21 protein-coding genes (1 of these 21 running past the window's edge) are annotated in these 26,617 nt (G+C 74.9%); 17 read left to right on the top strand and 4 right to left on the bottom strand.

The window, feature by feature from the left end:
• Positions 1–3 precede the first annotated feature (3 nt).
• From FHX73_RS44510 to FHX73_RS05000, 4 genes are all read left to right on the top strand, one after another.
• Positions 4–1,419 carry a hypothetical protein gene (locus FHX73_RS44510; protein ID WP_170304849.1) on the top strand — a complete coding sequence of 472 codons (1,416 nt, stop codon included), beginning with the start codon at positions 4–6 and terminating at the stop codon, positions 1,417–1,419.
• A gap of 105 nt (positions 1,420–1,524) precedes the next feature.
• Positions 1,525–4,875, top strand: a complete 3,351-nt coding sequence (locus tag FHX73_RS05010) for a right-handed parallel beta-helix repeat-containing protein (protein WP_145903572.1) — start codon at positions 1,525–1,527, stop codon at positions 4,873–4,875.
• Positions 4,876–4,939: 64 nt separating this feature from the next.
• Positions 4,940–6,109, top strand: a complete 1,170-nt coding sequence (locus FHX73_RS05005; RefSeq protein WP_145903570.1) for a S8 family serine peptidase — start codon at positions 4,940–4,942, stop codon at positions 6,107–6,109.
• Positions 6,110–6,157: 48 nt separating this feature from the next.
• On the top strand, positions 6,158–7,297 hold the full coding sequence (locus FHX73_RS05000) for an alpha/beta hydrolase (protein ID WP_145903568.1): 1,140 nt from the start codon (positions 6,158–6,160) through the stop codon (positions 7,295–7,297).
• A gap of 23 nt (positions 7,298–7,320) precedes the next feature.
• On the opposite strand, the gene FHX73_RS04995 is transcribed toward FHX73_RS05000, so the two are convergent.
• Positions 7,321–8,397, bottom strand: coding sequence for a MinD/ParA family ATP-binding protein (locus tag FHX73_RS04995; protein WP_145903566.1), 1,077 nt, complete (start codon positions 8,395–8,397; stop codon positions 7,321–7,323).
• 312 nt (positions 8,398–8,709) lie between these two features.
• On the opposite strand from FHX73_RS04995, the gene FHX73_RS04990 reads away from it, so the two are divergent.
• The gene (locus FHX73_RS04990; protein ID WP_145903563.1) at positions 8,710–9,072 is read left to right on the top strand and encodes a hypothetical protein; all 363 of its coding nucleotides are present in this window, start codon (positions 8,710–8,712) and stop codon (positions 9,070–9,072) included.
• A gap of 199 nt (positions 9,073–9,271) precedes the next feature.
• Positions 9,272–9,844, top strand: a complete 573-nt coding sequence (locus FHX73_RS04985) for a sigma-70 family RNA polymerase sigma factor (protein WP_145908071.1) — start codon at positions 9,272–9,274, stop codon at positions 9,842–9,844.
• 42 nt (positions 9,845–9,886) lie between these two features.
• On the opposite strand, the gene FHX73_RS04980 is transcribed toward FHX73_RS04985, so the two are convergent.
• A complete protein-coding gene (locus tag FHX73_RS04980; RefSeq protein WP_170304848.1) occupies positions 9,887–12,655 on the bottom strand; it encodes an AfsR/SARP family transcriptional regulator in 2,769 nt (922 codons plus the stop codon).
• 414 nt (positions 12,656–13,069) lie between these two features.
• Here FHX73_RS04980 and FHX73_RS47085 point away from each other — a divergent pair, with 414 nt between their 5' ends.
• The 3 genes from FHX73_RS47085 to FHX73_RS04965 are packed head-to-tail and all read left to right on the top strand — an operon-like array spanning position 13,070 to position 17,629.
• Positions 13,070–15,781 carry an AfsR/SARP family transcriptional regulator gene (locus FHX73_RS47085; protein ID WP_145903559.1) on the top strand — a complete coding sequence of 904 codons (2,712 nt, stop codon included), beginning with the start codon at positions 13,070–13,072 and terminating at the stop codon, positions 15,779–15,781.
• A gap of 56 nt (positions 15,782–15,837) precedes the next feature.
• The gene (locus tag FHX73_RS04970) at positions 15,838–16,977 is read left to right on the top strand and encodes a GAF domain-containing sensor histidine kinase (RefSeq protein ID WP_145903557.1); all 1,140 of its coding nucleotides are present in this window, start codon (positions 15,838–15,840) and stop codon (positions 16,975–16,977) included.
• Positions 16,970–17,629, top strand: coding sequence for a response regulator (locus FHX73_RS04965; RefSeq protein ID WP_145903555.1), 660 nt, complete (start codon positions 16,970–16,972; stop codon positions 17,627–17,629). The genes FHX73_RS04970 and FHX73_RS04965 overlap by 8 nt, the downstream gene beginning before the upstream one ends.
• 22 nt (positions 17,630–17,651) lie before the next feature.
• On the opposite strand, the gene FHX73_RS04960 is transcribed toward FHX73_RS04965, so the two are convergent.
• Positions 17,652–18,452 (bottom strand): hypothetical protein, encoded by an 801-nt coding sequence (locus FHX73_RS04960; protein WP_145903552.1) that lies wholly within the window; start codon positions 18,450–18,452, stop codon positions 17,652–17,654.
• A 184-nt stretch (positions 18,453–18,636) separates the two neighbouring features.
• Here FHX73_RS04960 and FHX73_RS04955 point away from each other — a divergent pair, with 184 nt between their 5' ends.
• The 6 genes from FHX73_RS04955 to FHX73_RS04930 all read left to right on the top strand — a co-directional run bounded on the left by FHX73_RS04955 (position 18,637) and on the right by FHX73_RS04930 (position 24,289).
• Positions 18,637–19,428, top strand: a complete 792-nt coding sequence (locus FHX73_RS04955) for an ABC transporter ATP-binding protein (protein ID WP_145903550.1) — start codon at positions 18,637–18,639, stop codon at positions 19,426–19,428.
• Positions 19,429–19,537: 109 nt separating this feature from the next.
• Entirely contained in the window at positions 19,538–19,960 is a 423-nt protein-coding gene (locus FHX73_RS04950; RefSeq protein WP_145903548.1) for an NfeD family protein, read from the top strand.
• A gap of 40 nt (positions 19,961–20,000) precedes the next feature.
• Positions 20,001–21,071, top strand: coding sequence for an SPFH domain-containing protein (locus tag FHX73_RS04945; protein WP_145903546.1), 1,071 nt, complete (start codon positions 20,001–20,003; stop codon positions 21,069–21,071).
• 156 nt (positions 21,072–21,227) lie between these two features.
• Positions 21,228–21,986 (top strand): sulfite exporter TauE/SafE family protein, encoded by a 759-nt coding sequence (locus FHX73_RS04940; protein WP_145903544.1) that lies wholly within the window; start codon positions 21,228–21,230, stop codon positions 21,984–21,986.
• Positions 21,987–22,116: 130 nt separating this feature from the next.
• Complete coding sequence (locus FHX73_RS04935) at positions 22,117–22,419, top strand: 4a-hydroxytetrahydrobiopterin dehydratase (RefSeq protein ID WP_145903542.1); 303 nt, start codon at positions 22,117–22,119, stop codon at positions 22,417–22,419.
• Positions 22,420–22,483: 64 nt separating this feature from the next.
• Positions 22,484–24,289 carry an outer membrane protein assembly factor BamB family protein gene (locus FHX73_RS04930; RefSeq protein ID WP_145903539.1) on the top strand — a complete coding sequence of 602 codons (1,806 nt, stop codon included), beginning with the start codon at positions 22,484–22,486 and terminating at the stop codon, positions 24,287–24,289.
• A gap of 21 nt (positions 24,290–24,310) precedes the next feature.
• Here FHX73_RS04930 and FHX73_RS04925 read toward each other — a convergent pair whose 3' ends face one another.
• Positions 24,311–24,826: an HNH endonuclease gene (locus tag FHX73_RS04925; RefSeq protein WP_145903537.1), complete on the bottom strand. Its 516-nt coding sequence runs from the start codon at positions 24,824–24,826 to the stop codon at positions 24,311–24,313.
• 128 nt (positions 24,827–24,954) lie between these two features.
• Between FHX73_RS04925 and FHX73_RS04920 the strand changes: the two genes are divergently transcribed.
• Positions 24,955–25,590 (top strand): DNA-3-methyladenine glycosylase, encoded by a 636-nt coding sequence (locus tag FHX73_RS04920; protein ID WP_145903535.1) that lies wholly within the window; start codon positions 24,955–24,957, stop codon positions 25,588–25,590.
• A 74-nt stretch (positions 25,591–25,664) separates the two neighbouring features.
• On the top strand, positions 25,665–26,617 hold the 5' portion of the coding sequence (gene tyrS, locus FHX73_RS04915) for a tyrosine--tRNA ligase (RefSeq protein ID WP_145903533.1). Its footprint extends 313 nt past the window's final position; only the first 953 of its 1,266 coding nucleotides appear in the window; the start codon lies at positions 25,665–25,667; its stop codon lies beyond the right edge, outside the window.

Genomic DNA, 26,617 nt, shown 5'->3' with positions numbered 1-26,617 from the left:
GCGGTGGGCGAGGACCAGCAGGGTTACCAGCTTCCGGCGGTGGCCTGGGACTTCGGGGCCGAGGAGGAGAGCGCTCTGGCCGAGGGGTCCGGGGCGCCTGCGGCGTCCCGTGCGGCCGTGCTCGGCGCGGTGCCCGCCGTGGCCGAGCCGGCCGAGCCCGGGGAGGCATCCTCGGAGCCTGCCGAGTCCGTCACCCACCAGCCGGAGGCCTCGGGAGCGGTCGCGTCTCCCGAACCCGGGGTCTCCACCAGCACCGGAGCCACCGCCGAGGCCGCTGACGGTGCGTCGGCCGCCGCCGAGCTCGACGAGGTGAGCACCGCCGCCCCCGGGACCGCGCCGGAGGGCAAGCCGCGGATCTCCCGACCGATGATCGCCGCCGCCGTGACGGCCGGCCTGGTCTTGGTCGGCCTGCCGCTCGGCCTCACCCAGCTCGGCGGCTCCGGCCCGCACCACGGTCCGGCCCAGGGCGGCGCCCCCGTCGGCTTCAGCCAGCAGGGCGGCTCCGGCGGCAACGGCTACGTGCCCGGGTTCGACTCGCACGGTGACACCGGCGGCCCGACCGCCGGCAGCCCGGCCGGCGCGCCGGGCGCGGTGCCGGTGGCCGCGGACTCCGGCTCGCCCTCCCCGTCAGCAGCCGGCAACGGTGCCCCGGACGCCGCCGGTGCACCGGCCCCCGGCCAGCCGCAGGCCGCCGGGCACCCGGCCGGCGGCAACGGCTCGTCGGCCGGCGGCACGGCCAACGGTTCGTCAGGTGGCTCGGGCGGTTCGGGAGGCTCCGGCGGCTCCGGGGGCTCGGGCGGTTCGGGCGGCGGCACCGGTGGCGGCAGCGCCCCGCAGCCCCCTGCCCAGCAGCCCCCCGCGGCGCCCCAGCCCCCGCCCGTCCCCGCCGCCCCGCAGCCCACCCCGCACTCCCTGGTGGCCGGCCCGTACTGCTCCCAGGCGGGCACCAGCTTCCACCAGAACGGCTGGTTCTCCGACGGCTCCTCCGGCTGGCGCAGCAACAGCGGCGGCTGGACCGGCGACCAGTGCAACGGCACCTTCAGCTCGGTCCCGATGTCCGGCGACGCCAACAAGGACGACGGCAACTCGGTGATCTGGACCTTCACCGGCCTGCAGTCCTCCTCCGGCAGCTGCGCGGTCTCGGTCTACATCCCGGCGAGCTCGGACGTGAAGGTGGTCGGCGGCAACCCGACCTACTACACCGTGCAGACCGGCAGCTCGCCGAACAGCGGCACCATCGGCTCGTTCTCCATCGCCCAGGTGAACAACCAGGGCAGCTGGGTGTCGGCCGGCAGCTACCCGGTCGGCGGCGGCTCGCTCTCGGTGATGCTGCACACCCGCGGCCTGGACTGGAGCGGCAACAGCAAGACCTACGCCCACCACGCGGCCGACGCCGTCAAGGTCACCTGCCTCTCCTGAGCCGTCGAGGCCCGAACCATCGGCTGTCGACTCCTGACGCGTCGACTCCTGACCTGTCGACTCCTGAGCCACCGACACAACCCCACCCCAGAACGGAGATCCGGCATGGCGCGCCCCGTGCTCACGGTCTGCGCTGAGCAGCGCGAGGCCGGTTCCTACCGCACGATCGGCGAGGCCCTGCAGGCGGCCCGCAGCGGAGCGGTGATCTCGGTGCGGCCCGGCCGCTACGAGGAGAACCTGGTGATCACCAAGATGGTCACCATCACCGCCGAGGACGTCCGCGGCTCGGTGCGGATCAGCCCGCGCACCGGCACCGTGGTGCAGGTGGTCGCGGAGGCGGTGCAGCTCACCGGGCTGGTGCTGCAGGGCCAGGACGACGAGCTGCCGGCCGTGGACGTGCCGCGCGGGCAGGCCGCGCTGCAGGACTGCGAGGTGCTCGGCAACTCCTGGACGGCGGTGCTCACCCGGCAGCAGGGCTCGCTGGCGATGCGCGGCTGCCGGGTGACCAACGCGGCCGGCGCCGGCCTGGTGGAGACCGCCACGGGCAGCAGCGTGATCGAGGACTGCGTGATCGAGCACCTGGGCACCTCGGCCGTGGTGATCGGCGAGCGGGCCAACCCGGTTGTGCGGCGCTGCGTGCTGCGCGACGCCCGGGGCAACGGGGTGTGCGCCAACGGCCAGGCCCAGGGCCTGATCGAGGACTGCGAGATCTCCGCGACCGACAAGCCCGCGGTGGCGCTGGAGGAGCAGTGCACCACCCGGCTGGTGCGCACCGCCGTGCGGGACTGCGCGCTCGGCGTCTACCTCTCCTCCACCGACCGGGTGGTGCTGGAGGAGTGCGTGGTGACCGGGGTGCGCGGCCACGCGATCACCCTGGCCGGCGGCACCGACCCGGTGCTGCGCCGCTGCCGCACGGTGCGCAGCGAGGGCCACGGCCTGCACATCGGCGACCGTTCCCGGGGCAGCTTCGAGGACTGCGAGGTGGACGGCGCCGGGCAGGCGGGCATCTGGGTCGGCGAGTCGGCGGGGCCGTCGCTGGTCCGCACGGTGGTGCGCGACGGTGCGGCGGCCGGGGTGGAGCTGGTCGGCGAGTGCACCGCCGAGTTCGACCGGTTGGAGGTGCGGGACGCCGCCGGGGCCGGGGTGAGCGTGCGGGAGGGCGCCAATCCGCTGCTGCGACGGATCACCGTCACCGGTGCGGCCGGGGCCGGCGTCGAGGTGCTGCGCAACGGGCGCGGGCGGCTGGAGGACTCCACCGTGACCGACACCGCCCAGGCCGGCCTGCGGATCGCCGAGGGCGGCAACTTCTACGTCGGCGGCAGCACGGTGCGCGGCACCCGGGGCTGCGGCCTGTCGGTGGCCGACGGCGGCATCGCCACGCTGCGGGACACCGAGCTGGCGGAGAGCGAGCTGGACGGCGCTAGCGTCGAGCCGGAGGGCGAGCTGACCGCCACCCGCTGCCGGCTGCGCGCCAACCGGCGGCACGGCCTGCACCTGAAGGCCGGCTCCCGGGCGGTGCTGACGGACTGCCGGCTGACGGAGAACACGGTGGACGGCATCCGCCTGGAGACCGTCGAGCCGGTCCGGCTGACCGACTGCCTGGTGGCCGAGAACCAGGGCTCGGGGCTGCGGCAGACCGAGGGCAGCGGCGGCGAGCGGCTGGCGGTGGAGAACCTGGAGAGCCGGGACAACCGCAACCCGGACGCGCACGGCACCGCCACGGCCACCTCGCCCGATGTTTCGCCCTCCGGCGAAACATCGACTGACCAGCCCGCTGCCGCCGCCGAGCCCAAGGGGCCGCAGGCGGTGCTGGAGTCGCTGGTCGGCCTGGCCGGCGTCAAGGAGCAGGTGGCCACCCTGGTCAACCTGAACAAGCTGGCCAAGCGCCGCGAACAGGCCGGCATGCCGGCCCTGCCGATGAGCCGTCACCTGGTCTTCGCCGGCCCGCCCGGCACCGGCAAGACCACTGTGGCCCGGCTCTACGGCGCCATCCTGGCCGAGCTCGGCGTGCTGCGCAGCGGCCACCTGACCGAGGTGGCCCGGGCCGACCTGGTCGCCTCGATCATCGGCGGCACCGCGCTGAAGACCACCGAGGTGGTCAAGGCGGCGCTCGGCGGCGTGCTCTTCATCGACGAGGCCTACACCCTCTCGGCCGGCACCGGCGGCAACGGCCCGGACTTCGGCCGGGAGGCGATCGACACCCTGGTCAAGCTGATGGAGGACCACCGCGACGACCTGGTGGTGATCGTGGCCGGCTACTCGGCCGAGATCACCGACTTCCTGGCCTCGAACCCGGGCCTGGCCTCCCGGTTCAGCCGCACCGTCGAGTTCCGCAACTACTCGGTCGACGAACTCACCACCATCGTCGAGCGGGCGGCGACCGGCCACGGCTACCGGCTCGCCGACGGCACCCGGGAGGCGCTCGCCCACCACTTCGAGCGGATGCCCAAGGGCGCCGACTTCGGCAACGGGCGGGCCGCCCGCAAGGTCTTCGAGGAGATGGTGGACCGGCAGGCCTCCCGCCTCGCCCAGCTGGACTCCTTCGACAACGACGCGCTGGCCCTGCTGGTGCCGCTGGACGTCAGCGAGGAGGCGGCAGCCGCCGCCGGCCCGGCCCCCGCGGCGGAGGAGGCCGAGCCGGGCCTGCTGGAGCAGCTCGACGCGATGATCGGCCTGCGCGCCGCCAAGCAGCAGGTCGAGGACCTGGTCAGCCTCACCCGGCAGACCCGCCGCCGGGCCGAGGCCGGCCTGCCCACCGCCCGGATCAGCCACCACCTGGTCTTCGCCGGCCCGCCCGGCACCGGCAAGACCACCGTCGCCCGGCTCTACGGCGAACTGCTCGCCGAACTCGGCGTGCTGCCGGGCGGTCAGCTGATCGAGACCGCCCGCGCCGACCTGGTCGGCCGGTACGTCGGTCACACCGCCCAGCTCACCCGGGAGGCCTTCGAGCGGGCTCGGGGCGGGGTGCTCTTCATCGACGAGGCGTACACCCTGACCCCGCGCGGCGGCGTCGGCAACGACTTCGGCCAGGAGGCCGTGGACACCCTGATGAAGCTGATGGAGGACCACCGCGACGAGGTGGTGGTGATCGTGGCCGGCTACCAGGAGGAGATGGACGGCTTCCTGGCCTCCAATCCGGGCCTGGCCTCCCGGTTCAGCCGCACCGTCGAGTTCGAGCACTACTCGGACGAGGAACTGGTCGCGATCGTGCTCGCCCAGGCCGAGTCGGCCGGCTACAGCTGCCCGGAGCCCACCGTGACCGCGCTCGCCGACCTCTTCCGCACCACCCCGCGCGACCGCTCCTTCGGCAACGGCCGGTTCGCCCGGCAGACCCTGGAGGCGATGATCACCAAGCAGGCCGGCCGCCTCAGCCGCCTGGACGTCAACGACCTGGCCGAGCTCAGCCTGCTGCTCCCCCAGGACCTGCCGGCCCAGCGCCAGGGCACCCCGGCATGAGGCGGGTGTGCCGGAGGTCACCCCTGACGGTCGGTCGCCCGACGCGGCGTCAGGGTGGTGCCAGGTGAGGCGTGTCCTGGCCGGCTGCGCCGCGCTCGCGATCGCGGCGATGGGCGCGGGCCCGGCGCTCGCCGACGACCCGTCAGCCGCGCCCGGCACGCTGCCCGGGATCGCCCAGCAGCGCACCGGCAACGGCTGCCTGCCCGCCGGCGGCACGCCGGTCACGGCCGTGCCCTGGCCGCAGGCCTACCTGCGCCCCGACCAGGCCTGGCCGCTCGCCGAGGGCCAGGGCGTCACGGTCGCCGTGCTCGGCTCCGGCGCGGACGACACCGCCGGCGCCCTCGGCGGCCGGCTCACCCGCGCGCCCCGGCTGCCCGGCGGGGGCGGTGACCCGGCCCGGGACTGCGTCGGGCACGGCACCTTCCTGGCCGACCTGATCGCCGCCGCCCGCCACGACGGCACCGGCTTCGCGGGCGTCGCCCCGGCGGCCCGGCTGCTCGCGGTCGGCGTCACCGACGACACGGGAGCCACCAACCCGGCCCTGCTCGCCGCCGGCCTGCGCACCGCCGCCGACGCGGGCGCCCGGGTGATCTGCGTGGGCGCGACCGTCCCGCAGGGCTCCGACGAGCTGCACGACGCGGTGCGCTACGCCGTGGCCAAGGGCGCCCTGGTGGTCGCCCCGGCGGGCGCCGACTCGGGCCAGCAGCCCCTGGCCGCCGCCTACCCGGCCGGCTACCCCGAGGTGCTCGCCGTCCGCGACCTCGGCCCGGGCGGCGCACCTGCCACCAACACCAGCTACGCGGGCGGGGTCGACCTGGCCGCGCCGGGCGACTCCGTGATGAGCCTCGGCCCGGGCGGCACCGGCTACTTCACCGGCTCGGGCGCCAGCTTCGCGGCCGCCTTCACGTCGGGCGCGGCGGCCCTGGTGCTCTCCCGCACCCCGGACCTGACGCCGACCCAGCTGACCCACCGCCTGCTCACGACCGCCTACCCGTCCGCCGTCCCCTCCCTCGACCTGGTCGCCGCCGTCACCGACGCCGCGCCCACCTCCACCAGCCCTGCGCCCTCGCCGCCCCTCTCCGCCCTCGCCATGCCCACCCGGCCCAAGCCCTCCCCAGCCCCGGCTCAAGCGGTGACCGTGGCCCTCGCAGCCCTCGCCGCGGCCCTGCTCACCGGCCTGGCCGCCCTGGTCGTCCCACGCGGCCGCCGCCAGGGCTGGCGACCGGGAAGCTGACCGCTCGGGCGTGCAACCCGGAACGGTTCCGGCAACGTCAAAACTCACGTGGAACTCACAGGAAAGCCCTTCCTCTATCTCAGCTTCGTGCTGGTGCCGTTGTCGATAGCGCTGTTGATGCTCTGCTGGTCCCGGATCCGGGGGCCGCAGGCGGTGCGGTTCGCCGGGCGGCTCGGCATGGTGTTGTTCGCCCAGGTCACCGCGGTGACGCTGGTGTTCGTGCTGGTGAACAACGCCAACCTGATCTACGGGAGTTGGGACGACCTGCTCGGCACCGGCAACCACGTGCGGGCCGTGCCGGTGCCGCCGCCCGCGGGTGGTGCGGGGGGTGCGAGCGGTGGCACGAGTGCGCCGCACGCCAAGGTGGTCCAGCAGTTCGGGCCGGTGCACGACGACGCGGTGCCGAAGGACGTGCACACCACCCAGGTGAAGGGCGCCACCTCCGGGGTGGACGGCGAGGTGCTGGTCTGGACCCCGCCGCAGTACGACGACCCGGCCTACAAGGACGTCCAGTTCCCGGTGGTCGAGCTGCTGGCCGGCTACCCCGGCTCGTCCAGCACCTGGTTCGGCACGCTGGACGTGTCCAAGCAGTTGGCGCCGCTGATGAAGTCGGGGCAGATCGCGCCGTTCATCCTGGTCTCGCCCCGGGTGGTGCTGCTCGACCACCAGGACACCGGCTGCGCCGACGTGCCCGGCAAGGTCAACGCGGAGACCTGGCTGTCCCGGGACGTTCCGCAGATGGTGCTGGACAACTTCCGCGCCGACCCCTCCGCCGCCCGCTGGGCGGTGGCCGGCTTCTCGGCCGGCGGCCACTGCGCCACCCGGCTCGCGGTGGACCGCCCGGACCGCTACCGCGCGGCGATCAGCTTCTCGGGCTACAACTCCCCGAGCCAGGAGCCGGATTCGCTCACGGCCAAGGACCCGCACCTGAACGAGGTCGACAACCCGCTCTACATGCTGACCCACGCGGCGACGCCGCCGAACGTGGCGCTCTACCAGAGCGGCAGCCGGAACAAGAGCGACGGGGACGACTTCGACGACGCCCTGGCGCTGCAGAAGGCGGCCAAGGCCCCGACCACGGTGACCCCGATCGAGACCACGGGCCCGCACCTGACCTCGACCTGGAAGCCGATGGTGGTGCCGGCCTTCCAGTGGCTCACCCAGTACATCCCGGTCAAGCCCGCCTGACCGGCCCGCTACCCCGCCGCCCGCTACCCCGCCGCCCCCGCCATCGCGTCCCCGAGCAGCGCGGCGAGCTCGGTGAACGCGGTCCGGGTGCGCCCGCGCAGGCGGTCGGGGGCCGGGTCGCCGCCGGCCGCCAGGTGGGCGTCCTGGGGGACGGTGACCACCGCGCGGCAGCGGGCGCCGAAGTGGCCGGAGAGCTCCTGGGCGGGCAGCTCCCGCTGCTGGTCGCGCACCGGTGAGACGACCAGCACGGCGCTCGCGGCCAGCGCGCCGAACCCCTCGCCGGCCAGCCAGCCGAGCAGCGCGTCGGTCCCGGCGGCGCCGCGCACCGAGGCGTCGGTGCAGAGCACCAGCTGGTCGGCCCGGGCCAGCGCGGCCCGCACGGCGGGGGCCGCGCCGCCGGCGTCGGTCAGCACCACGGGGTACTGACTGGCGGCGGCGTCCAGCAGCCGCAGGTGGTCGGCCTCGTCGCCCGGGCCGCCGGCCAGCTGTTCCAGGCCGCTCGGGCGCAGCCCGGTGAACCGGCGGAAGTCCTGGTGGGAGGGGGCGGCGGGCAGCCCGGGGGGCGCCGTGCCGGCGTCCAGCGCGAGCGCGATCACCCGGTCCGGACGGTGGGTGGCCAGCAGGTCGCCGAGCAGCGTGGTGGTGACGGTCCGTCCGGTGCCGGGGGCGGAGCCGAGCACGGCGATCCGGTGGGCCTGCCGCAGCGGGGTGCGGATCCGTTCGACCAGCCGGCCCTGGTCCCGCTCCCGGTCCCCGCCGCGGGTCAGCCGTTCGGCCGCGGCGGCCAGGCGCCGCCCGCGCGGCAGCCGGCGGCGGACCAGCCGGTCGGCGTTCAGCTCCAGCTCGGCGGCCAGGCCGATCGAGGGGTCGGGCCGGGGCGCGGTGGCCGGCGCGGCGGGTGCGGCGGGCGCCGGCGCGGTCGGCCGCGGGGCGACCACGGCCCGCACCGCCGCCGGGATCAGCACGGTGCCCAGCGGGTCCAACGGCCGGGCCGGGCCGAGCGGTTCGGGCCACTGGTCCGGTGCGTAGTCCGGCCCGTCGGCTCCGGGACCGGCCCGGTGCACCACGGCCACCGCGCCGCCGTCCTCGCCACCCGTCATCACTCGCACGCCCTTCCGACGACAGCACAATGGGCGGCCCCTCCCACAAGGGGCCGCCCCGGTCCCACCCCATCCGGGACCGTACTGCTCCGGTACACGGCTGACGGGCCCTGCGGCGTTCACCAGGGGCGTACGCGCCACGCACTGCTGAACCCGAGTACCACCGGGTACCGTCCTACGGATGGCAGGCCCGGATGGCACGGCCGCTCCGGCCTGGTGACAGGACGCCGGTTGACCACCCGTCAGCCGGCGTACGGGGGCACGGTCTCGGGGGAGGAAGCGCAGGTCCCGGGGACCGGAGAGAGGGAACGGATGTCCGAGGACGGCTCGTCGGCCAGAACCCGGCAGCTGATCACCGACTGGCTGGCGGAGCCGCCCGAGGTGATGGACGGCGTACCGGGCCTGGCGGTTCCACCGGCCACGGCCGCCGACGTGGTGGCGGCCGCCCGCCGGGCGGTGCTCGGCGCGGCCGACCGGGGGCAACCCTGCCCCAGGGCCCCGCGCCACCTGCTGCCGCTGGCCGCGGCCATGGTGGTGGACGAGCACCCGTCGGTGCGCGGCTGGACGCACACCCAGCGGGTCGAGGTGGTGTCCTGGGTCGCGGTGCTGATCGACCGCCAGGGCGAGGGCGGGGTGCAGGTGCTGCTGCGGCTGCTGAACGCCAACGCCCGCTGACGGGGCGTCGAGCGCCAACGCCCGCCGAGGCGGCATTGGCCGACTCTTGGTGCCACGTTGGCGGTGCACGAAATGCTGGCAACGGCGAGATCGGGGCGACCCCTGACCCCGGTCCCGCCCGGCCGCCCACACGGCCGCACCACCGGCCGACCACACGGCCGAACCAGCAGCTCCTGGACCGAAGAGGTAGTGCGTGACCATGCAACCTGCCGTCCCGACCCAGACCCCGTCGGCACGCCCCACCCTGGACCAGGAGACCCTGGCCGAGCTGTACCGCCTGCACGGCGGCTACCTGCTGCGGGCCCTGTTGCGCGTGACCAACGGCGACCGCGGCAAGGCGGAGGACATCCTGCAGGAGACCCTGCTCCGGGCCTGGCAGCACCCGGAGTCGATCTCGCGCGGCGCCGCGCAGAGCCGGCCCTGGCTCTTCACGGTGGCCCGCCGGATCGCCATCGACCACTTCCGGATGGCCGCCGCCAGAGCCCAGGAGGTGGCCGGCGAGGTGCTGGAGGACCGCCCGGTGGCCGAGGACCCGTACGAGGCGGTGCTCCAGGGCCGCGACGTCGCCGCGATGCTGGACACCCTGCAGCCGCACCACCGCGAGGTGCTGGTCGAACTGCACCTCAAGGACCGCTCGGTGGTGGAGACCGCGGAGCTGCTCGGGGTGCCGCCGGGCACCGTCAAGTCGCGCAACTTCTACGCGATCCGGGCGCTGCGCCCGGTGCTGGCGAAGCAGCGCGAGTACGCCCCGACCCCGGCACCGGCGGCCTGACGCACCGCCACCCCGGACCCGGCCGAACCGCTCGACGCAGGCTCAGGCGGCCGAGTCCGGCGCCAGCGCCTGCTCGGCCCGGGCCAGCAGCTCGGTGACGGCGGCGGTCAGGTGCCCGTGGTAGCGGTACAGCCCGATCGCCGCCCGCAGGTGCCGGGCCGCCTCGGCGGCCCGGCCGAGCCGCAGCAGGAAGTCGGCGTAGGACTGCTCGGCGATCGCGTGCAGGTGCAGGAAGCCCGCCTCCCGGCAGATCGTCAGCAGTTCGGCCCAGGCCGCCTCGGAGGCCGCGTACTCGCCCAGCGCCTGCAGCGCCTGGGCCTCGGTGAGGATCGCCCAGGCGCGGATGGTGGCCGCCGGGTACGGCGCCAGGATCGCCCGGCACTCCCGCACCCGGGCGAGCGCGGTGACCGGATCGCCGGCCAGCCCGGAGAGCGCGCCCGCGTAGGCCAGTGCGCTGGCCACCCGCTCGGGCGGCTGGTCGCGCCGGGCCAGCCGCAGCGCCCGGGTGGCCAGTTGCTCGCCCTCGACCGGCCGGCCCGCGCTGCCGGTGGCCAGGGCCAGTGTGAACAGGGCCCGGACGTGCGCGAAGTCGTCCTCGGGTCTGGTGCGGTCGAGTGCCTGCCGGCACAGCTCGACCGACTCGGAGATCCGCTCGACGCTGACCAGCGCGGCGGCGATGGTCGCCTCCAAGGCGGCGACGGCGCGCGGATCACCGGTCCGTTCGGCCGCCCGCAGGCCGGAGCGCAGGCAGCTGAGCCAGTCGATCAGCCGGCTGGCGCCGTAGTAGAGCCCGCTGGCCAGCATCACCAGCCGCCAGGCCCGGTCCGGGTCCTGGTCGGCGGCGGTGGCCACCAGGGTCCGCACCGTCGGCTCCTCGGACATGAACCAGGCGAGCGAGGCCCGGGCGTCGCGCGGCCGCGGCACCGCCCGGGGCGGGTGGACCCGCTCGCCGTAGGTCTCGTGGCCCGGGTCCAGGTGCTCGTTGCAGGTGTCGGCCGCCTGCAGGTAGTAGTCCAGCAGCCGTTCGGTGCTCTGCCGGCGCACCTGCTCGGGTTGCTCGGCGAACAGCTCGACGGCGTACAGCCGGATCAGGTCGTGCCGGGTGTAGCGGCCGGGGGTGCTCTCGGTCAGCAGGTGGTAGGCGGCCAGCTCGCCGAGCGCGCCCCGGGCGGTGGCCAGGTCGGTGCCGAGCAGCGCGGCCCCGGCGTAGCCGTCCACCTCGCGGCCCGGGTGGGCGGCCAGCAGCACCAGCAACTGACCGGCCGGCGCGGACAGGTGCCGGTGGGTCAGGGAGAGCGCGGTGCGGATGCTGACCGCGCCGTGGGTGTCCAGGGTGCGCAGCCGGGTGCGCTCGTCGGAGAGCTCGGCGACCAGGTCGGCGATGGTCCAACCGGGCCGGGCGGCCAGCCGGGAGGCGGCGATCCGCAGGGCCAGCGGCAGCTGGTCGCAGAGCGCGATCAGCTGCTGCGCGGCGGCCTCCTCGGCCCGCACCCGCTCGGGGGTGAGGCTGCGCTCCAGCAGGCGCAGCGCGTCGTCGTCCGGCAGCGCGGTCAGCCGCAGCAGCGCGGCGCCCTCGGTGACGACCAGGTCCTCCAGGGTGTTGCGGCTGGTCACCACGGTGGCGCCGGCCTGGCCGGCGGGCAGCAGGTCGGCCACGTCCTCGGCGCCGCGGGCGTTGTCCAGCACCACCAGCAGCCGCAGCCCGTCGGTGGCCTGCTGGTAGAGCGCGGCCCGCTCGGCCCGGTCCTCCGGAATGGAGGGTTCCGGCACGCCCAGCGCCTTGAGGAACTGGCCCAGCACCTCGCCCGGGTCCACCGGGCCGGCCGGGTCGAAGCCGCGCAGGTCGACGAAGAGCTGGCCGTCCGGGAACCGGTGCGCCACCCCGTGCGCCCAGCGGATCACCGTGGCGCTCTTGCCCGCGCCGGCCGGGCCGACCACCACCGCCAGGCCGTCCCCGGTGCGCTCCGGGCCGCACTCGCGGTCCAGCCAGCCGAACTCCCGGCCGCGCCCGACGAAGCCGGCCGACTGCCGGGGCAGCTGGCGCGGCACGGTGCGCGGCGCCGCCTCGACCGGCGTCGCGACGGCGACCGCCGCCGGCCCGGGAGCGCTCTCCTCCGGCTCCGCGCCGACCGCCAGCACCTCGGCCAGCGCAGCCTGCAACGGCGCCCCGGGCACCACGCCCAGCTCGGCTGCCAGCCGCTCCCGGGCCTGGTGGTAGACGCTCAGCGCGTCCGAGATCCGCCCGGCCTGGTGCAGGCAGCGGATCAGCAGCGCCACCACCGGCTCGCGCAGCCCGTTCGCCCGCACGCTCTGCTCCAGCGCCGGCACGGCCACCGCCCCGCTGCCCAGGCGCAGCCGGCGCTCCGCCCAGGCGGTCAGCACGGTGATCCGGGCCGCGTCCAGCTGGTCCACCAGGGCCCGGCGCAGCTCGGTGTCCGGCAGGTCGGCCAGCGCCGCCCCGGACCACAGGCCGAGCGCCCGCTCCAGCAGCTCCACCGCCTCGGCGTCCTGCGGGTGCTCCTCGGCCGCGGCGGCCAGCGCCTCGAACCGGCGCACGTCGATCAGGTCGGCGCCGCCGGTCAGCAGGTAGCCGGGGGCCCGGGTGTGCAGCTCGAAGGGCGAGCCGGCCAGCACCTTGCGCAGCGCGGCCACGTGGCCCTGCAGCGCGGCCCGCGCGCGGGCCGGCGGCTCGTCGCCCCAGAGCAGCTCGAAGAACCGCTCGATCGGCACCACTCGTTCTGACCGCAGCGCCAGCAGGGCCAGCACCGCGCGCCGCTGAGCCCCGGCGAGCTCGGCCGGTGATCCGTTCACCGCGCGTAGCTCCACCGGTCCCAGGAGCCGGATCCCCATACGTTCCCCACTTTTGCCCACACCCCGGAGCCCGGGCGCTCCCTGGCGAGCAGTGTAGGCCAGTGCGGCGTGTGTGCCGAGACTGCCCTGAACGGTATCGTTCACGCCCCCACCTGCGACGACGTCGACCGAGGGCCGCCTGACGGGCCGTTTCGTTCGATTTCGGCCGTATCCTCTGACTCCCTCGCCGAAGCGGGCGGCCACCTTCACCGAAGGGGGCGACCACCTTCACCGAAGCGGTCGATCTCCTTCACCGGGGAGGGCGGTCACCTTCACCGGGGGCGGGCAATCTGCTTCGCCGGAGCAGGCAACCGATCGCCCTCGGCGCGCGTATGAGGGTCGGGGGAGCAGTCAACGGATCGCTGGGAGGTGCGGATGCGGATCAGCCTGCTCGGACCGATCGCCGTGCAGACCGACGAGGGGCGACCGGTCACCCCCACCGCGCCCAAGCGCCGGGCGCTGCTCAGCGCGCTCGCCCTGGAGACCGGCCGCCTGGTGCCGACCAGCCTGCTGCTCGACACGGTCTGGGAGGGCAAGCCGCCGCCCACCGCCCGGGCCGCGCTGCACGGCCACATCGCCGAGCTGCGCCGACTGCTCGACCGCCGGCTCACCCTGACCACCCGGGACACCGGCTACCAGCTGGACGGCGACCCGGAGCAGGTCGACGCGCTGCGCTTCGAGCGGCTCTGCGACCGGGCCGGCGCCGCCCACCGCCCGGACGACGCGCTGCCGCTGCTGCACCAGGCGCTCGACCTGTGGCGCGGCCCGGCGCTGGCCGACTGCGGCTCCGCGGTGCTGCGCGACTCGGTCGCGCCCCGGCTGGTCGAGCTGCGGGTCCGGGCGCTGCAGGACCTCGGCAAGCGGATGTGCCAGCTCGGCCGGGGTGCCGAGCTGGTGCCCGAGCTGACCGAGGCGCTGGCCGCCGACCCCACCCGGGAGCAGCTGGCCGCGCAGCTGATGGACTGTCTGGACCAGGCCGGCCGGCGCGCCGAGGCGCTCGCCGTGCACCAGCGCACCACCGAGCGGCTGCACGCCGACCTGGGCGCCGCCGAGGGCCCGGCGCTGCGGGCCGCGCGCGAGCGGCTGACGCCCCGTCGGCGCGCGGTGCTCAGCCAGCTGCCGCGCCGCAACCGCCGGTTCGTCGGCCGCTCGGCCGAGCTGGGGCAGCTCGACCGGCTCACCGGCCCGGCCGCCGGCGGCCCCGCCGACCGCCACCCGGTGCTGGTCACCGGCCCGGCCGGGGTCGGCAAGACCAGCCTGGTGCTGCACTGGGCGCACCAGGCGGTGGACCGCTTCCCGGACGGCCTGCTCCACGCCGACCTGCGCGGCTTCGACGAGACCGAGCCGCGCGACCCGGCCGAGGTGCTGGCCGGCTTCCTCACCGCGCTGGGCGTGCCCGAGAACCAGCTGCCCGGCAGCCTGGACGACCGTTCGCACCGCTACCGCGAGCTGCTGGCGGGCCGTCAGCTGCTGGTGCTGCTGGACAACGCCCGCGACTACCGCCAGCTCGCCCCGCTGCTGCCGGCCGCCGAGGACACCCCGGTCACCGTGATCACCAGCCGCAGCCGGCTCGGCGACCTGCTGGTGCAGGCCGGCGCGGTGCCGCTGCCGCTGGACGTGCTGACGCCCGACGAGGCGCTGGAACTGCTGCGCCGGGTGCTCGACCCGCAGCGGATCGCCGCCGAGCCGGCCGCCGCGGCCGAGATCGCCGAGCGCTGCGACCACCTGCCGCTGGCCCTGCGGCTGGCCACCGCCCGGCTGGCCGCCCGGCCCGACTGGACGCTGCGCCACCTGGCCGAGGAGATCTCCGACGAGCAGTCCCGGCTGGCCGCGCTGACCACCGCCGGTTCCGGCTCGCTCGGCATCACGGCCACCCTCAACCTGACCCGCCGGGCGCTCGGCGCCCAGACCGAGCGCTTCTTCGGCTACCTCGGCCTGCACCCCGGCGCGGTGATCGACCCGCACGCCGCCGCCGTGCTGGCCGACGTGCCGCCGGTCGAGGCCCGGATGCTGCTGGCCCAGCTGGACGCCGCCCACCTGGTCGAGGAGACCGCCCCGGGCCTGTTCGCCCGGCACGACCTGGTCCGGCTGTACGGGGCCGAGCTGGCCGGCGGACTCGCCCCGGCCCAGCGCGAGGCGGCGATGGAGCGGATGCTCGACCACTACCTGGCCGCCACCGCCGCGGCCTGCGCGGGCATGAACACCCGCAGCGTGCTGCCCGGCCGCACCGCGCCGCCCCCCGGCGACACCCTGCCCCCGCTCGGCACCACCGGCCAGGCCCTGGCGTGGTTCCGCCGGGAGGAGCGCGCGGTGCGCGGGCTGGTGCTCTGCGCCGAGCAGCACGGCCGCCCCGACCTCGGCTGGCAACTGGCCCACCAGGCCTGCGCGCTCTACTACCACGACAGCACCAGCGTCCGGGAGTGGCGGGCCACCGCCGAGGCCGGCCTGCGCTGCGCCCAGCGCGGCGGCGACCAGGCCGCGCTGGTGCGCACCCACGCCGACCTGGCGGTCGTGCAGATCGAGCAGGGCGACTTCGCGGCCGCCGCCGACCAGCTGGAGCGGGCCACCGAACTGGCCGACCGGCTGGGCGACCCGATGCTGCGTCAGCAGTGCCGGATCCGGCTGGCCAACGGCCTGGTCCGGGCCGGCGAGCACGCCAGGGCGATCCCGCTGATGACCCGACTGGTGCTCGACGCCCGCGAACTGACCGACCAGCGGCTGCTCGCCCAGGCGCTGAACAACCTGGCCAACGCCCTGGTGGTGGCCGGCGACCCGGCCGCCGCGCTGGCCCACGCCACCGAGGCGGTCCAGCTGCTCGCCGCCCGGCCGGACGACTTCAAGCTGACCATCGCCACCCACACCCGGGCCGAGGCGCTGCACGCGCTCGGCCGCCACCACGCCGCGCTGGCGGCCGCCCGGCACGCCCTGGCGCTCGGCCGGGCCCAGGGCAGCCTGCGGACCCAGGGGATCACCCGGTTCATCGCCACCCTCGAAGCCGCCGTCGCCGCCCCGCCCCCGCACCCCGCCCCGGCCCCAGCGGCCCCGGGACCGGGCCCTACGCCGCCGGTCGCAGGACCGCGGACCTAGGACGGCCCCGCCCGGCGCCCGATCTGCCGCCCGACCCGGCGCGCTACCGTGGCGGCATGGTGACGATCGACGGCGACGCGCTGGGCAACCTGGAGGCGGTGAGCGACGCGGTGCTCGCGATGAGCGGGCACCTCGAAGTGCGCGAGGTGCTGCGCCGGATCACCGCCTCGGCCCGCTGCCTGCTCGGCGCCGAGTACGCGGCCCTCGGCGTGCCGGACGACCACGGCGGCTTCGCCCAGTTCGTGGTCGACGGGGTGAGCGACGAGCAGTGGAAGGCGATCGGCCCGCTGCCCCGCCAGCACGGCGTGCTCGCCACCATGCTGCACGAGTTCACGCCGACCCGGCTGGCCGACGTCCGCCGCGCCCCCGCCTTCGAGGGTTGGCCGGACGCCCACCCGGAGCTGAAGGACTTCCTCGGCATGCCGATCCTGGACGGCGAGGAGATCCTCGGCGCGATCTTCCTGGCCAACAAGGCCGGCGGCTTCACCGACCACGACGAGCGGCTGCTGCGGATCCTCGCCGCGCACGCCTCGATCGCGCTCGGCAACGCCCGGCTGTACGAGCGCAGCCGGGAGCTCACCCTGGCCGGCGAGCGCGCCCGGATCGCCCACGACCTGCACGACGCGGTCTCGCAGAAGCTGTTCAGCCTGCGGCTGACCGCCAAGGCCGCCGCCACCCTGCTGGACCGCGACCCGCAGCGGGCCAAGGCCGAACTTGCCGAGGTGGCCCGGCTGGCCGCCGAGGCCGCCGACGAACTGCGCGCCGTGGTGGTCGAGCTGCGCCCGGCCGCGCTGGACGAGGACGGGCTGGTCGCCACCCTCGCCTCCCAGGTCCAGGTGCTGGACCGGGCGCACTCCGCCACCGTGCGCTTCGACGAGGACGGCGGGGTGCGCACCCTGCCGCCGGCCCAGGAGGCGGCCGTGCTGCGGATCGCCCAGGAGGCCCTGCACAACGCGCTGCGGCACGCCCGCCCGACCCGGGTCGAGGTCACGCTGCGCGGCACCAGCACCCGGGGCGCCCGACTGACCGTCAGGGACGACGGCCGCGGCTTCGACCCGGATTCGGTCCGCCGGGCCGGCCGCCACCTCGGCCTGGTCTCGATGCACGACCGGGCGCAGACCGTCGGCGGCCGGCTCACCCTCGACTCGGCCCCGGGCCGAGGAACCGTCGTGGAACTGGAGGTTCCCGGTGCCTGAGCAGCCGTCAAGGATCCGCGTGCTGCTGGTGGACGACCACCAGGTGGTCCGCCGCGGCCTGCGCACCTTCCTGGAGGTGCAGGACGACATCGAGGTGGTCGGCGAGGCCGCCGACGGTGCCGAGGGCGTGGCGAAGGCCCGCGAGCTCGACCCGCACGTGGTGCTGATGGACGTCAAGATGCCCGGCATGGACGGCATCGAGGCGCTGCGCCGGCTCAAGGCCGAGGGCAGCACCGCCCGGGTGCTGATCGTCACCAGCTTCACCGAGCACCGCACCGTGGTGCCCGCGCTGCGGGCCGGCGCGGCCGGCTACGTCTACAAGGACGTGGACCCGGAGGCGCTGGCCGGGGCGATCCGCTCGGTGCACGCGGGCCACGTGCTGCTCCAGCCCGAGCTGGCCGGCACCCTGCTGGCCGACGACTCGCCGCGCGCCTCGCAGGGCCGCGGCTCCAGCCTGACCGACCGCGAGCGCGAGGTGCTCGGCCACATCGCCGACGGCCGCTCCAACCGGGAGATCGCCCGGGCGCTCAGCCTGTCCGAGAAGACGGTCAAGACCCACGTCTCCAACATCCTGATGAAGCTCGACCTGGCCGACCGCACCCAGGCCGCGCTCTGGGCGGTCCGCCACGGCGCCGACGGGCGGCAGGCGTGACGGACCGCCGGGTGGCGGGGGATCAGGCCGGCTCGTCCACCAGCGCGTTGTAGGCGGCCACCTGGGCCCGCCGGGCGGTCCGGCGCAGGGGGGCCAGCGCGGCCGAGCGGGCCGCCATCTCGCCGGCGCTGACCGCCGCGCCGTGGCCGCCGGCCGCGATCGCCAGCAGCGCCGACACCTGGCGGGCCGACTCCAGCACCCGCACCGCCCGGGGCGGGTAGCCCGGCGCCAGCACCTTGCTGTGCCCGCGCCGGCGGTACTGCTCCAGCGCCCGCAGCGCCTCCGGCCCGGCCCCGGCCACGTCCAGCCGGGCGAGCATCGCGGTGGCCTCGCGCAGCCCGTCCGCCAGCTCCCGCTCCGCCTCGTACAGCGAGGGCACGTCGGCCGGCGGTGCCTCGCGCACCTCGGCGCAGCGCCAGAGCACCGTCACCGCCTGGTCGCCGGGCGGGCCGTACGCCTCCACCTCGGGCACCAGGCCGACGGCCAGGCCGACCGCCAGCACCGCCTCGCCGGCCTCCAGTGCGGCCGCGTTGAAGGCCGCCGGACCGGTCAGGCCGAGCGGGTGCCCCTCGCTCGGCAGCGCCAGCCGCAGCCCCTTCGCGCCCAGCACCCGCAGCCGCCCGAGCGCCCAGCTCAACGCGTGCTGCTCGCCCTCGGCGTCGCCGGGCAGCCCGGTCACCCGGTGCCGTTCGTCACTCCCCACCACCTCCTCCACCACGTGGTCCGGCGGGGCGTGGCCGGCCAGCAGGGAGCTGCCCCAGGCGGTCAACCGGGCCGAGCGCGGCTCGGCGAAGTAGTCGGGAGTGGCAGGAGTCAGTGGCATCCCGCCAGCCTACGGACAAGGCGGCCACCTGCGTGGCGTAGGTTTGCCCTGTGCTGCGTCGGCAGCCGCCCGGCCGCGCCCGCGGCCGCTGCTCCCTCCCCGCCTACCGGACGGGCGGAGTAGGCTGCCCGGCCGCACCGACTTGTCGACACGAGTGGCATCCGAAGTTGGGGAAGGCAGAGGCATGAGCGACGTGCTGGAGCTGGTTGACGTTTCCGTGGTCCGGGATGGCCGCGCGCTGATCAGCCAGGTCTCCTGGTCGGTGGCCGAGGGCGAGCGCTGGGTGGTCCTGGGCCCGAACGGCGCCGGCAAGACCACCCTGCTCCAGGTCGCCAGCAGCTACCTGCACCCGACCAGCGGCACCGCCGCCGTGCTCGGCGAGAAGATCGGCTCCGTCGACGTCTTCGAACTGCGCCAGCGGATCGGCCTGGCCGGCGTCTCGCTGCTGGACCGGATCCCGCGCGAGCAGACCGTGCTGCAGACGGTGCTCACCGCCGCCTACGGCATGACCGCCACCTGGCAGGAGGAGTACGAGGCGCTCGACGAGTCCCGCGCCCGGCTGCTGCTCGACCGCCTGGGCATGGGCGGTTACGAGCCGCGCCAGTTCGGCACCCTCTCCGAGGGCGAGCGCAAGCGCACCCTGATCGCCCGCGCCCTGATGACCGACCCCGAGCTGCTGCTGCTCGACGAGCCCGCCGCCGGCCTCGACCTCGGCGGCCGGGAGGACCTGGTGCGCCGGCTCGGCGCGCTGGCCCAGGACTCGAACGCCCCCGCGATGGCCATGGTCACCCACCACGTGGAGGAGATCGCCCCCGGCTTCACCCACGTGCTGATGATCCGTCAGGGAAAGGTGCTGACCGCCGGCCCGATCGACACCGAGCTGACCGCCCGCAACCTGTCTCTCTGCTTCGGCCTGCCGCTCACCCTGGAGCGCCACGGCGACCGCTGGTCGGCCCAGGGCCTGCCGCTCGGCTGACCGTCCGGGACCTGATGCGCAGTCGGATGCCGTACGGCTGGCCGGTTTCCGGCCGTCCACCTGCGGGAAGCCACCACACCGGACGTCGTTTCCTCCCTAGGATGGGGCCGTGGACAGCTGGGTGTGGTGGCTGCTGGGTGCCGTGGTGTTCTGCGTGCCGCTGGTGGCGACCGCACTGCCGGAGTTCGGCATGTTCGCGGTCGGCGCTGCGGTCGCCGCCGCGGTGGCCGGGCTCGGCGCGGGCGCGGTCTGGCAGTTCGCCGGCTTCCTGGTGGTCTCGGTCGCCCTGCTGGCGGTGGTCCGGCCCTTGGCCTACCGCCGGCTGAACCGCGGACCGCAGGTCCGGATGGGGATCGAGGCGCTGGTGGGAGCCAGGGCCGTGGTCCAGGAACGGGTCGACGGACTGGACGGGCGGATCAAGCTGAACGGCGAGATCTGGTCGGCGCGCGCGCTGCACCCCGACCGGGTCTACGAGCCGGGCCAGCAGGTGGATGTGATCGAAATCCAGGGCGCCACCGCCCTGGTCGACTAGACCAGTCGTCAGAGTTGTCCTGTTGTCCAGGGGAGACACCGTGGAACCCGTCCTCATCGTGCTGATCGTCCTGGTGGTGCTGGCACTCCTCGCACTGATCCGGACGATCCAGGTGATCCCGCAGGGCAGCGCCGCGATCGTGGAGCGCTTCGGCCGCTACACCCGCACGCTGAACGCCGGGCTGAACATCGTGGTGCCCTTCGTGGACACCATCCGCAACCGGATCGACCTGCGCGAGCAGGTCGTCCCGTTCCCGCCCCAGCCGGTGATCACCCAGGACAACCTGGTGGTGAACATCGACACCGTCATCTACTACCAGGTCACCGACGCCCGGGCCGCCACCTACGAGGTGGCCTCCTTCATCCAGGCGATCGAGCAGCTCACCGTCACCACCCTGCGCAACATCATCGGCTCGATGGACCTCGAATCCACCCTCACCTCCCGCGAGGTGATCAACGCCGGCCTGCGCGGCGTGCTGGACGAGGCCACCGGCCGCTGGGGCATCCGGGTCAACCGGGTCGAGCTGAAGGCCATCGAGCCGCCGACCTCGATCCAGGACTCGATGGAGAAGCAGATGCGCGCCGAGCGGGACAAGCGCGCCGCCGTGCTCAACGCCGAGGGCGCTCGGCAGGCCGCGATCCTGCGGGCCGAGGGCGAGAAGCAGGCCGCCGTGCTCAGCGCCGAGGGCGAGGCCCAGGCCGCCGTGCTGCGCGCCGACGGTGAGGCCGCCGCGATCCGCACCGTCTTCGAGGCGATCCACGAGGGCGACGCCGACCAGAAGCTGCTCGCCTACCAGTACCTGCAGACCCTGCCCGAGCTGGCCAAGGGCGACGCCAACAAGCTCTGGATCATCCCCAGCGAGGTCGGCGACGCGCTCAAGGGCCTGGGCGGCGCCTTCGGCGGGCTCACCGGCCAGGGCGGCGGCGGCCCGGTCGCCGCGCCCGTGCCCGTGGCCGGCCCGGACCTGACCAAGCCGGCCGTCGGCGAGGGCGGCGTGCCGCGCCCGGTCGGCTCGGCCAACGGCCCGCGCCCGCTGGACACCGACGACTCCGGCGCCACCCGGCCGCGGGTCAACCCGACCCGGGAGTACCCGAAGATCGACCCCGAGTGACGTCGCCGTCCCGGGCCTTCCAGCCGATCCTGACGTCTCTGATCCTGACGTCTCTGATCCTGGAAGGCACTGGGCGCCCGCCCCGTTCTCCGGAATGATCGCGTGCGCCGCCACCGACACCTCGGGGCGGACACGCGAACAGTAGGGACGAACTCCATGACGCCATGGGAAGCACTCGCGGTGCTGGCCGCCGGTGCCGGTGCGGGCACCATCAACGTGATCGTGGGCTCGGGAACGCTGATCACGTTCCCGGTCCTGCTCGCACTCGGCGTGCCGCCGGTCACCGCCAACGTGTCCAACACCCTCGGGCTGGTCCCGGGCTCGGTCAGCGGGGCGATCGGCTACCGCCGCGAACTCGCCGACCAGCGCGGCCGGCTGGTCCGGCTCGGACTGGCCTCGCTGGCCGGCGGCCTGATCGGGGCGGTGCTGCTCACCCGGCTGCCCAGCTCGGCCTTCACCGCGATCGTGCCGGTGCTGATCCTGCTCGCCCTGGTGCTGGTGGTGATCCAGCCCAGGGTGGCCCGGGCGGTCGCCGCCCGCGGCGGCCGGACCAGCCACCCCGACGGCAGCCCGCTGCTGGTCGCCGGGGTCTTCCTGACCGGCATCTACGGCGGCTACTTCGGCGCCGCCCAGGGCGTGCTGCTGCTGGCCCTGATGGGCATGCTGCTCCGCGACGACCTGCAGCGGATGAACGCGGTCAAGAACGTGCTGGCGCTGCTCGTCAACGGCGTCGCCGCGGTCTTCTTCATGTTCACCACGCACATCGACTGGCTGGTCGCGCTGCTGATCGCGATCGGCTCGGCCGGCGGCGGGCTGCTCGGCGCCAAGATCGGGCGGCGGCTGCCCCCGGTCGCGCTGCGCGGCCTGATCGTGCTGGTCGGCCTGGTCGCCGTGGTCAAGCTGCTGGCCGCCTGACCGGCGCGGACCGGTCGAGACGCGCTGGCTGACCCTCCGTCAGGCGCCGCTCCCGGCCCGGTAGGCTCGGCGTTGAGGAACCGTCCCCACCGGGGGCGGCCCAGCGACCAGGTGGACCGGGAGCGCGCCGATGAGCAGCAGAACCCTCCTCACGGAGGCGGAGATCGCCACGGCTCTGGCCGAACTGCCGCACTGGCGGCGGGCCGGCATCGGTGACTCGATCAGCCGGACCGCCGAGGCGGCCGACTTCCCCGCCGCGATCCGGGTGGTGGTCGCGGTGGCCGAGCAGGCCGAGCGGCTGGACCACCACCCGGACATCGACATCCGCTGGCGGACCCTCACCTTCGTCCTGTCCACGCACAGCGCGGGCGGTCTGACCAGCCTGGACTTCCAGCTGGCGGCCCTGATCGACCAGGCGTTCGACGGCGTCTGACCGGCCCCGCCGGGCGGCATGAGATGCTGGCGGCTGCACTGTGCAGTCGGACGAACGGGAACCCATGAGTCAGGACGGATACGAACAGCAGCACTCGTGGTATCCCACCGACCCTCAGCAGCCGCCCTACCAGGACCCGCAGCAGCAGCACTACCAGGACCCGAACCAGCAGAACTGGGACTGGACCGCCTACCAGGAACAGGGCCACCAGGAGCAGGGCTACCAGGAGCAGGGGTTCCAGGCCGCCGTCGAGTACCAGCAGGGCCCGGGCGGCTACCAGGAGCCCGCGGCCTACCAGGACCCGACGCACTACCAGGACTCCACCGGCTACCAGGAGTTCTACGCGGCGCCGACCGAGACGATGCCCCCGGTGCCCCCCGTGCCGCCCGCTGTCGGGGAGACCGCCGCCGCCGAGGACCCCACCGCTGAGCCCGCTGTCGAGCCCGCCGCCGCACCGCCCACCCGGTCCCGCCGCGGCGGCTCCAGCGGTTCGGGCGGTTCGGGCGGCTCCGGCGGCTCCTTCCTGGACAAGGCCAAGGCCGCCCTGCTCAGCACCGACGGCACCCCCGACAAGCGCGCCCTGCTGATCCGCGGCGCCGCCGGAATAGCCGCACTCGGCGTGCTGATCACCGCCGGCGTGGTCGCCACCAGCGGCGGCGACGGCCACCACAGCGCGGCGGCCGCCCCGCCCAGCAGCGACACCGGCTTCGCCGTCGCGCACACCCGGATCTGGAACGCCCAGCCGGCCGCCGCGCCGCAGCCGGGCACCGACGACACCCTGACCGGCAGCTGGCTGCTCGCCGACGCGGTGGTCCGGGCCGACAGCAGCGGCGTGCACGCCTACGACCTGGCCGGCGGCAAGCCCACCTGGAGCCTGGACGCCCCCGCCCAGGGCGCCGTCCCCTGCGGCCTCTCACCCACCGTCAACTCGGCGGGCCTGGGCGGCGTGCTGTTCCGCCCCGCCGCCGATCCGAAGACCCCCTGCAGCACGCTGGTCCTCGTGGACACCAAGACCGGCAAGGCCGCCTGGACCAAGCAGCTCTCCACCACCACCAACCCGTACGCCGCCCACGTCAGCGTGCTGGACGACAAGGTGATCGCGGTCGCCGACGACCACGTCGCGGCCTGGGCCGCGGCCGACGGCAAGGACCTGTGGCAGTACGCCGGTCCCGGCAAGTACTGCACCCTGTCCGGCGGCGCCGGCCCCGGCACCGTGCTGGTGCACGCCAGCTGCGCCGACAGCAACCCGGGCGACCAGATGGTCGCGCTGGCCACCGCCGACGGCAAGCAGCTCTGGGCGCACGGCCTGGACGGCCCGCCGAAGACCGCCACCGTGCTCTCCGCCGACCCGGTCGCGGTGCTCACCACCGGCGACCAGCCGACCGACGCGAAGCTGCTCTCCTTCGACCAGAACGGCAACCCGACGGCCGGCATCCCGGTGGTCTCCGACCTCGGCCGGCTGGCCGCCGACACCGGCACCTTCGACCCGGTGCCGTCGATCTTCTTCCAGGGCCACGACGCCGTCAGCACCCTGACCACCGGCGACGGCCGGACCACCGTGGTGGCCTACGACCTGACCAGCGGCAAGGCGAGCTGGCAGACCCCGGTCCCGGAGAAGGGCAGCGTGCGCGCGGTCGCCCTGGACAACGGTTCGCTGGTGCTGGCCACCGAGGAGCGGGTCGGCCAGCCGGCCCACCTCAGCCGGTTCGCGCTGGCCGGCGGCCAGGAGACGGCGGGCGGCAACTTCCCGCCCGCCACCGGCTCACTGCTCAGCTCCGGCCGACTGATGATCGGCTCCGACAAGGTCGTCGTGGTGCCGACCCACTCCAGCAACTTCGGCACCGCCACCGCCTTCCAGGCCAAGGGCTGACCGGGCCCGACCCGGGCGCCCTCAGGCCGCCGCCGGCTGCGGCAGCCACTGGGCCAGCTCCGCGGCCTCGCCGGCCCGCAGGCCCAGCGCCAGCATCAGCGAGGCCTGCGGGGTGGGCTCGAACGGGCGCCGCAGCAGCGCCATCTTGGCCTGCTCCGGCGTGCGGTCGGCCTTGCGCTGGTTGTCCTCCGCGCAGGCCGCCACGGTGTTCAGCCAACTGTCCGCGCCACCGCGCGACTTCGGCACCAGGTGGTCCACCGTGGTGGCCCGCCGGCCGCAGTACGCGCACAGGTGCTGGTCCCGCACCAGCACACCCCGCCGTGACCACGGGGCCTGTTGTCGGAACGGCACCCTGACGTACCGCCGCAGTCTGATCACCCGCGGCAGCGGCACCGACAGACCGGTGGCCCGCACCATCCGCAGCGGATGGGCCTGTTCGACCTCGGCCTTGTCCTGGAGCACCAGGACCACCGCCCGCTGCAGCGACACCGTCGACAGCGGCTCGTAACTCGCATTCAGCACCAGCGTGTTGCGCACTTCCGGGCACCTCCCCAAGCCGCCGCCCGCGCGGCGGACCAGACCACAATGACCCCGCGGCCCACCAGCGGACAACGCAATTTCGGCCGCCCTCCGTACCTGTCAGCGGTCTTCCGTAGGCTCACCCCGTGACTGACGACGCGTCCGAAACCCCGTTGCCCCGCGCCTTCTTCGACCGCCCGAGCCCCGAGGTCGCCCCCGAGCTGCTCGGCCGCACGCTGCGCTGCACCATGCCCACCGGCACCGTGGAGCTGCGGCTCACCGAGGTCGAGGCCTACACCGGCCCCGACGACCCGGCCTCGCACGCCTACCGCGGCCGCACCGAGCGCAACGCCGTGATGTTCGGCCCGCCCGGACACGCCTACGTGTACTTCACCTACGGCATGCACTTCTGCCTGAACATGGTCTGCGGACCGGCCCTGCACCCGGGCGGAGTGCTGCTGCGGGCCGGCCAGGTGATCGCCGGAGCCGAACTGGCCGGAAAGCGCCGCAGCACCAGCCGGCGGCCGTACGACCTCGCCCAGGGACCGGCCCGGCTGGCCGTCGCGCTCGGCATCGACCGCGCCCAGGACGGCGAGGACGTGGTGACCGGCCCGGTCTTCCGGCTCCTCCCCGGCACCCCGCCCGCACCCGCGCTGATCCGCACCGGCCCGCGCACCGGCGTCTCCACCGCCGTCGACACCCCCTGGCGGTTCTGGATCGACGGCGACCCGACGGTCAGCCCCTACAAGGCCCACACCCCGCGTCGCCGCACGTCCAAGTGAAAGTCGATGGCGCCGAACGCGTACCCTCGGACAGGCTGTAACCACCCGGACCTCACCAAGGGAGAACCGTGACCGTGACGGACATCGTCGACGAGCTGAAGTGGCGCGGGCTGATCGCCCTCTCCACCGACGAGGACGCTCTGCGCAAGGCGCTCGCGGACGGCCCGGTCACGTTCTATTGCGGCTTCGACCCGACGGCGCCGAGCCTGCACCTCGGCAACCTGGTGCAGCTGCTCACCATGCGGCGGATCCAGCAGGCCGGCCACTTCCCGCTCGGCCTGGTCGGCGGCGCCACCGGCCTGATCGGCGACCCCAAGCCCACCGCCGAGCGGGTGCTCAACGACCCCGAGGTGGTGGCCGGCTGGGTCGACCGGCTGCGCGGCCAGATCGAGAAGTGCCTCGACTTCGACGGCCCGTTCGCGGCCCGCCTGGTCAACAACCTCGACTGGACCTCCGGCCTGTCCGCGATCGGCCTGCTGCGCGACGTCGGCAAGTACTTCCGGGTCAACAGCATGATCGCCAAGGAGGCGGTGGCCCGCCGCCTCAACTCGGACGCCGGCATCAGCTACACCGAGTTCAGCTACCAGATCCTCCAGGCCATGGACTTCCTGGAGCTGAACCGCCGCTACGGCTGCACCTTGCAGACCGGCGGCAGCGACCAGTGGGGCAACCTGACCGCCGGCACCGAGCTGATCCGCAAGGCCGACGGCAAGTCCGCCCACGCCCTGGCCACCCCGCTGATCACCAAGGCGGACGGCACCAAGTTCGGCAAGACCGAGTCCGGCACCGTCTGGCTCGACCCCGAGCTGACCACGCCCTACGCCTTCTACCAGTTCTGGCTGAACGCGACCGACGGGGACATCAGCAACTTCCTGCGCATCTTCTCCTTCCGCTCGCGCGAGGAGATCGAGGAGCTGGAGCGGGAGACCGCCGAGCGCCCGCAGGCCCGACTGGCCCAGCGCGCCCTCGCCGAGGAACTGACCACGATGGTGCACGGCGCCGACCAGTACCAGCGCGCCGTCGACGC

This window comes from Kitasatospora viridis (assembly GCF_007829815.1).
Taxonomy (GTDB): domain Bacteria; phylum Actinomycetota; class Actinomycetes; order Streptomycetales; family Streptomycetaceae; genus Kitasatospora; species Kitasatospora viridis.
The sequence above is the reverse complement of the archived record's forward strand: the minus strand, read 5'-3'. Positions and strand labels throughout refer to the sequence as shown.

Bases quoted from the DNA above. Each gene is read 5' to 3' on its own strand.
- FHX73_RS05010 (WP_145903572.1), top strand. From the start codon at position 1,525: ATGGCGCGCCCCGTGCTCACGGTCTGCGCTGAGCAGCGCGAGGCCGGT.
- FHX73_RS04930 (WP_145903539.1), top strand. From the start codon at position 22,484: ATGAGTCAGGACGGATACGAACAGCAGCACTCGTGGTATCCCACCGAC.
- FHX73_RS04985 (WP_145908071.1), top strand. From the start codon at position 9,272: ATGCAACCTGCCGTCCCGACCCAGACCCCGTCGGCACGCCCCACCCTG.
- FHX73_RS04995 (WP_145903566.1), bottom strand. From the start codon at position 8,397: ATGACGGGTGGCGAGGACGGCGGCGCGGTGGCCGTGGTGCACCGGGCC.
- FHX73_RS04960 (WP_145903552.1), bottom strand. From the start codon at position 18,452: ATGCCACTGACTCCTGCCACTCCCGACTACTTCGCCGAGCCGCGCTCG.
- FHX73_RS04990 (WP_145903563.1), top strand. From the start codon at position 8,710: ATGTCCGAGGACGGCTCGTCGGCCAGAACCCGGCAGCTGATCACCGAC.
- FHX73_RS47085 (WP_145903559.1), top strand. From the start codon at position 13,070: ATGCGGATCAGCCTGCTCGGACCGATCGCCGTGCAGACCGACGAGGGG.
- FHX73_RS04955 (WP_145903550.1), top strand. From the start codon at position 18,637: ATGAGCGACGTGCTGGAGCTGGTTGACGTTTCCGTGGTCCGGGATGGC.
- FHX73_RS04935 (WP_145903542.1), top strand. From the start codon at position 22,117: ATGAGCAGCAGAACCCTCCTCACGGAGGCGGAGATCGCCACGGCTCTG.
- FHX73_RS04970 (WP_145903557.1), top strand. From the start codon at position 15,838: ATGGTGACGATCGACGGCGACGCGCTGGGCAACCTGGAGGCGGTGAGC.
- FHX73_RS04940 (WP_145903544.1), top strand. From the start codon at position 21,228: ATGACGCCATGGGAAGCACTCGCGGTGCTGGCCGCCGGTGCCGGTGCG.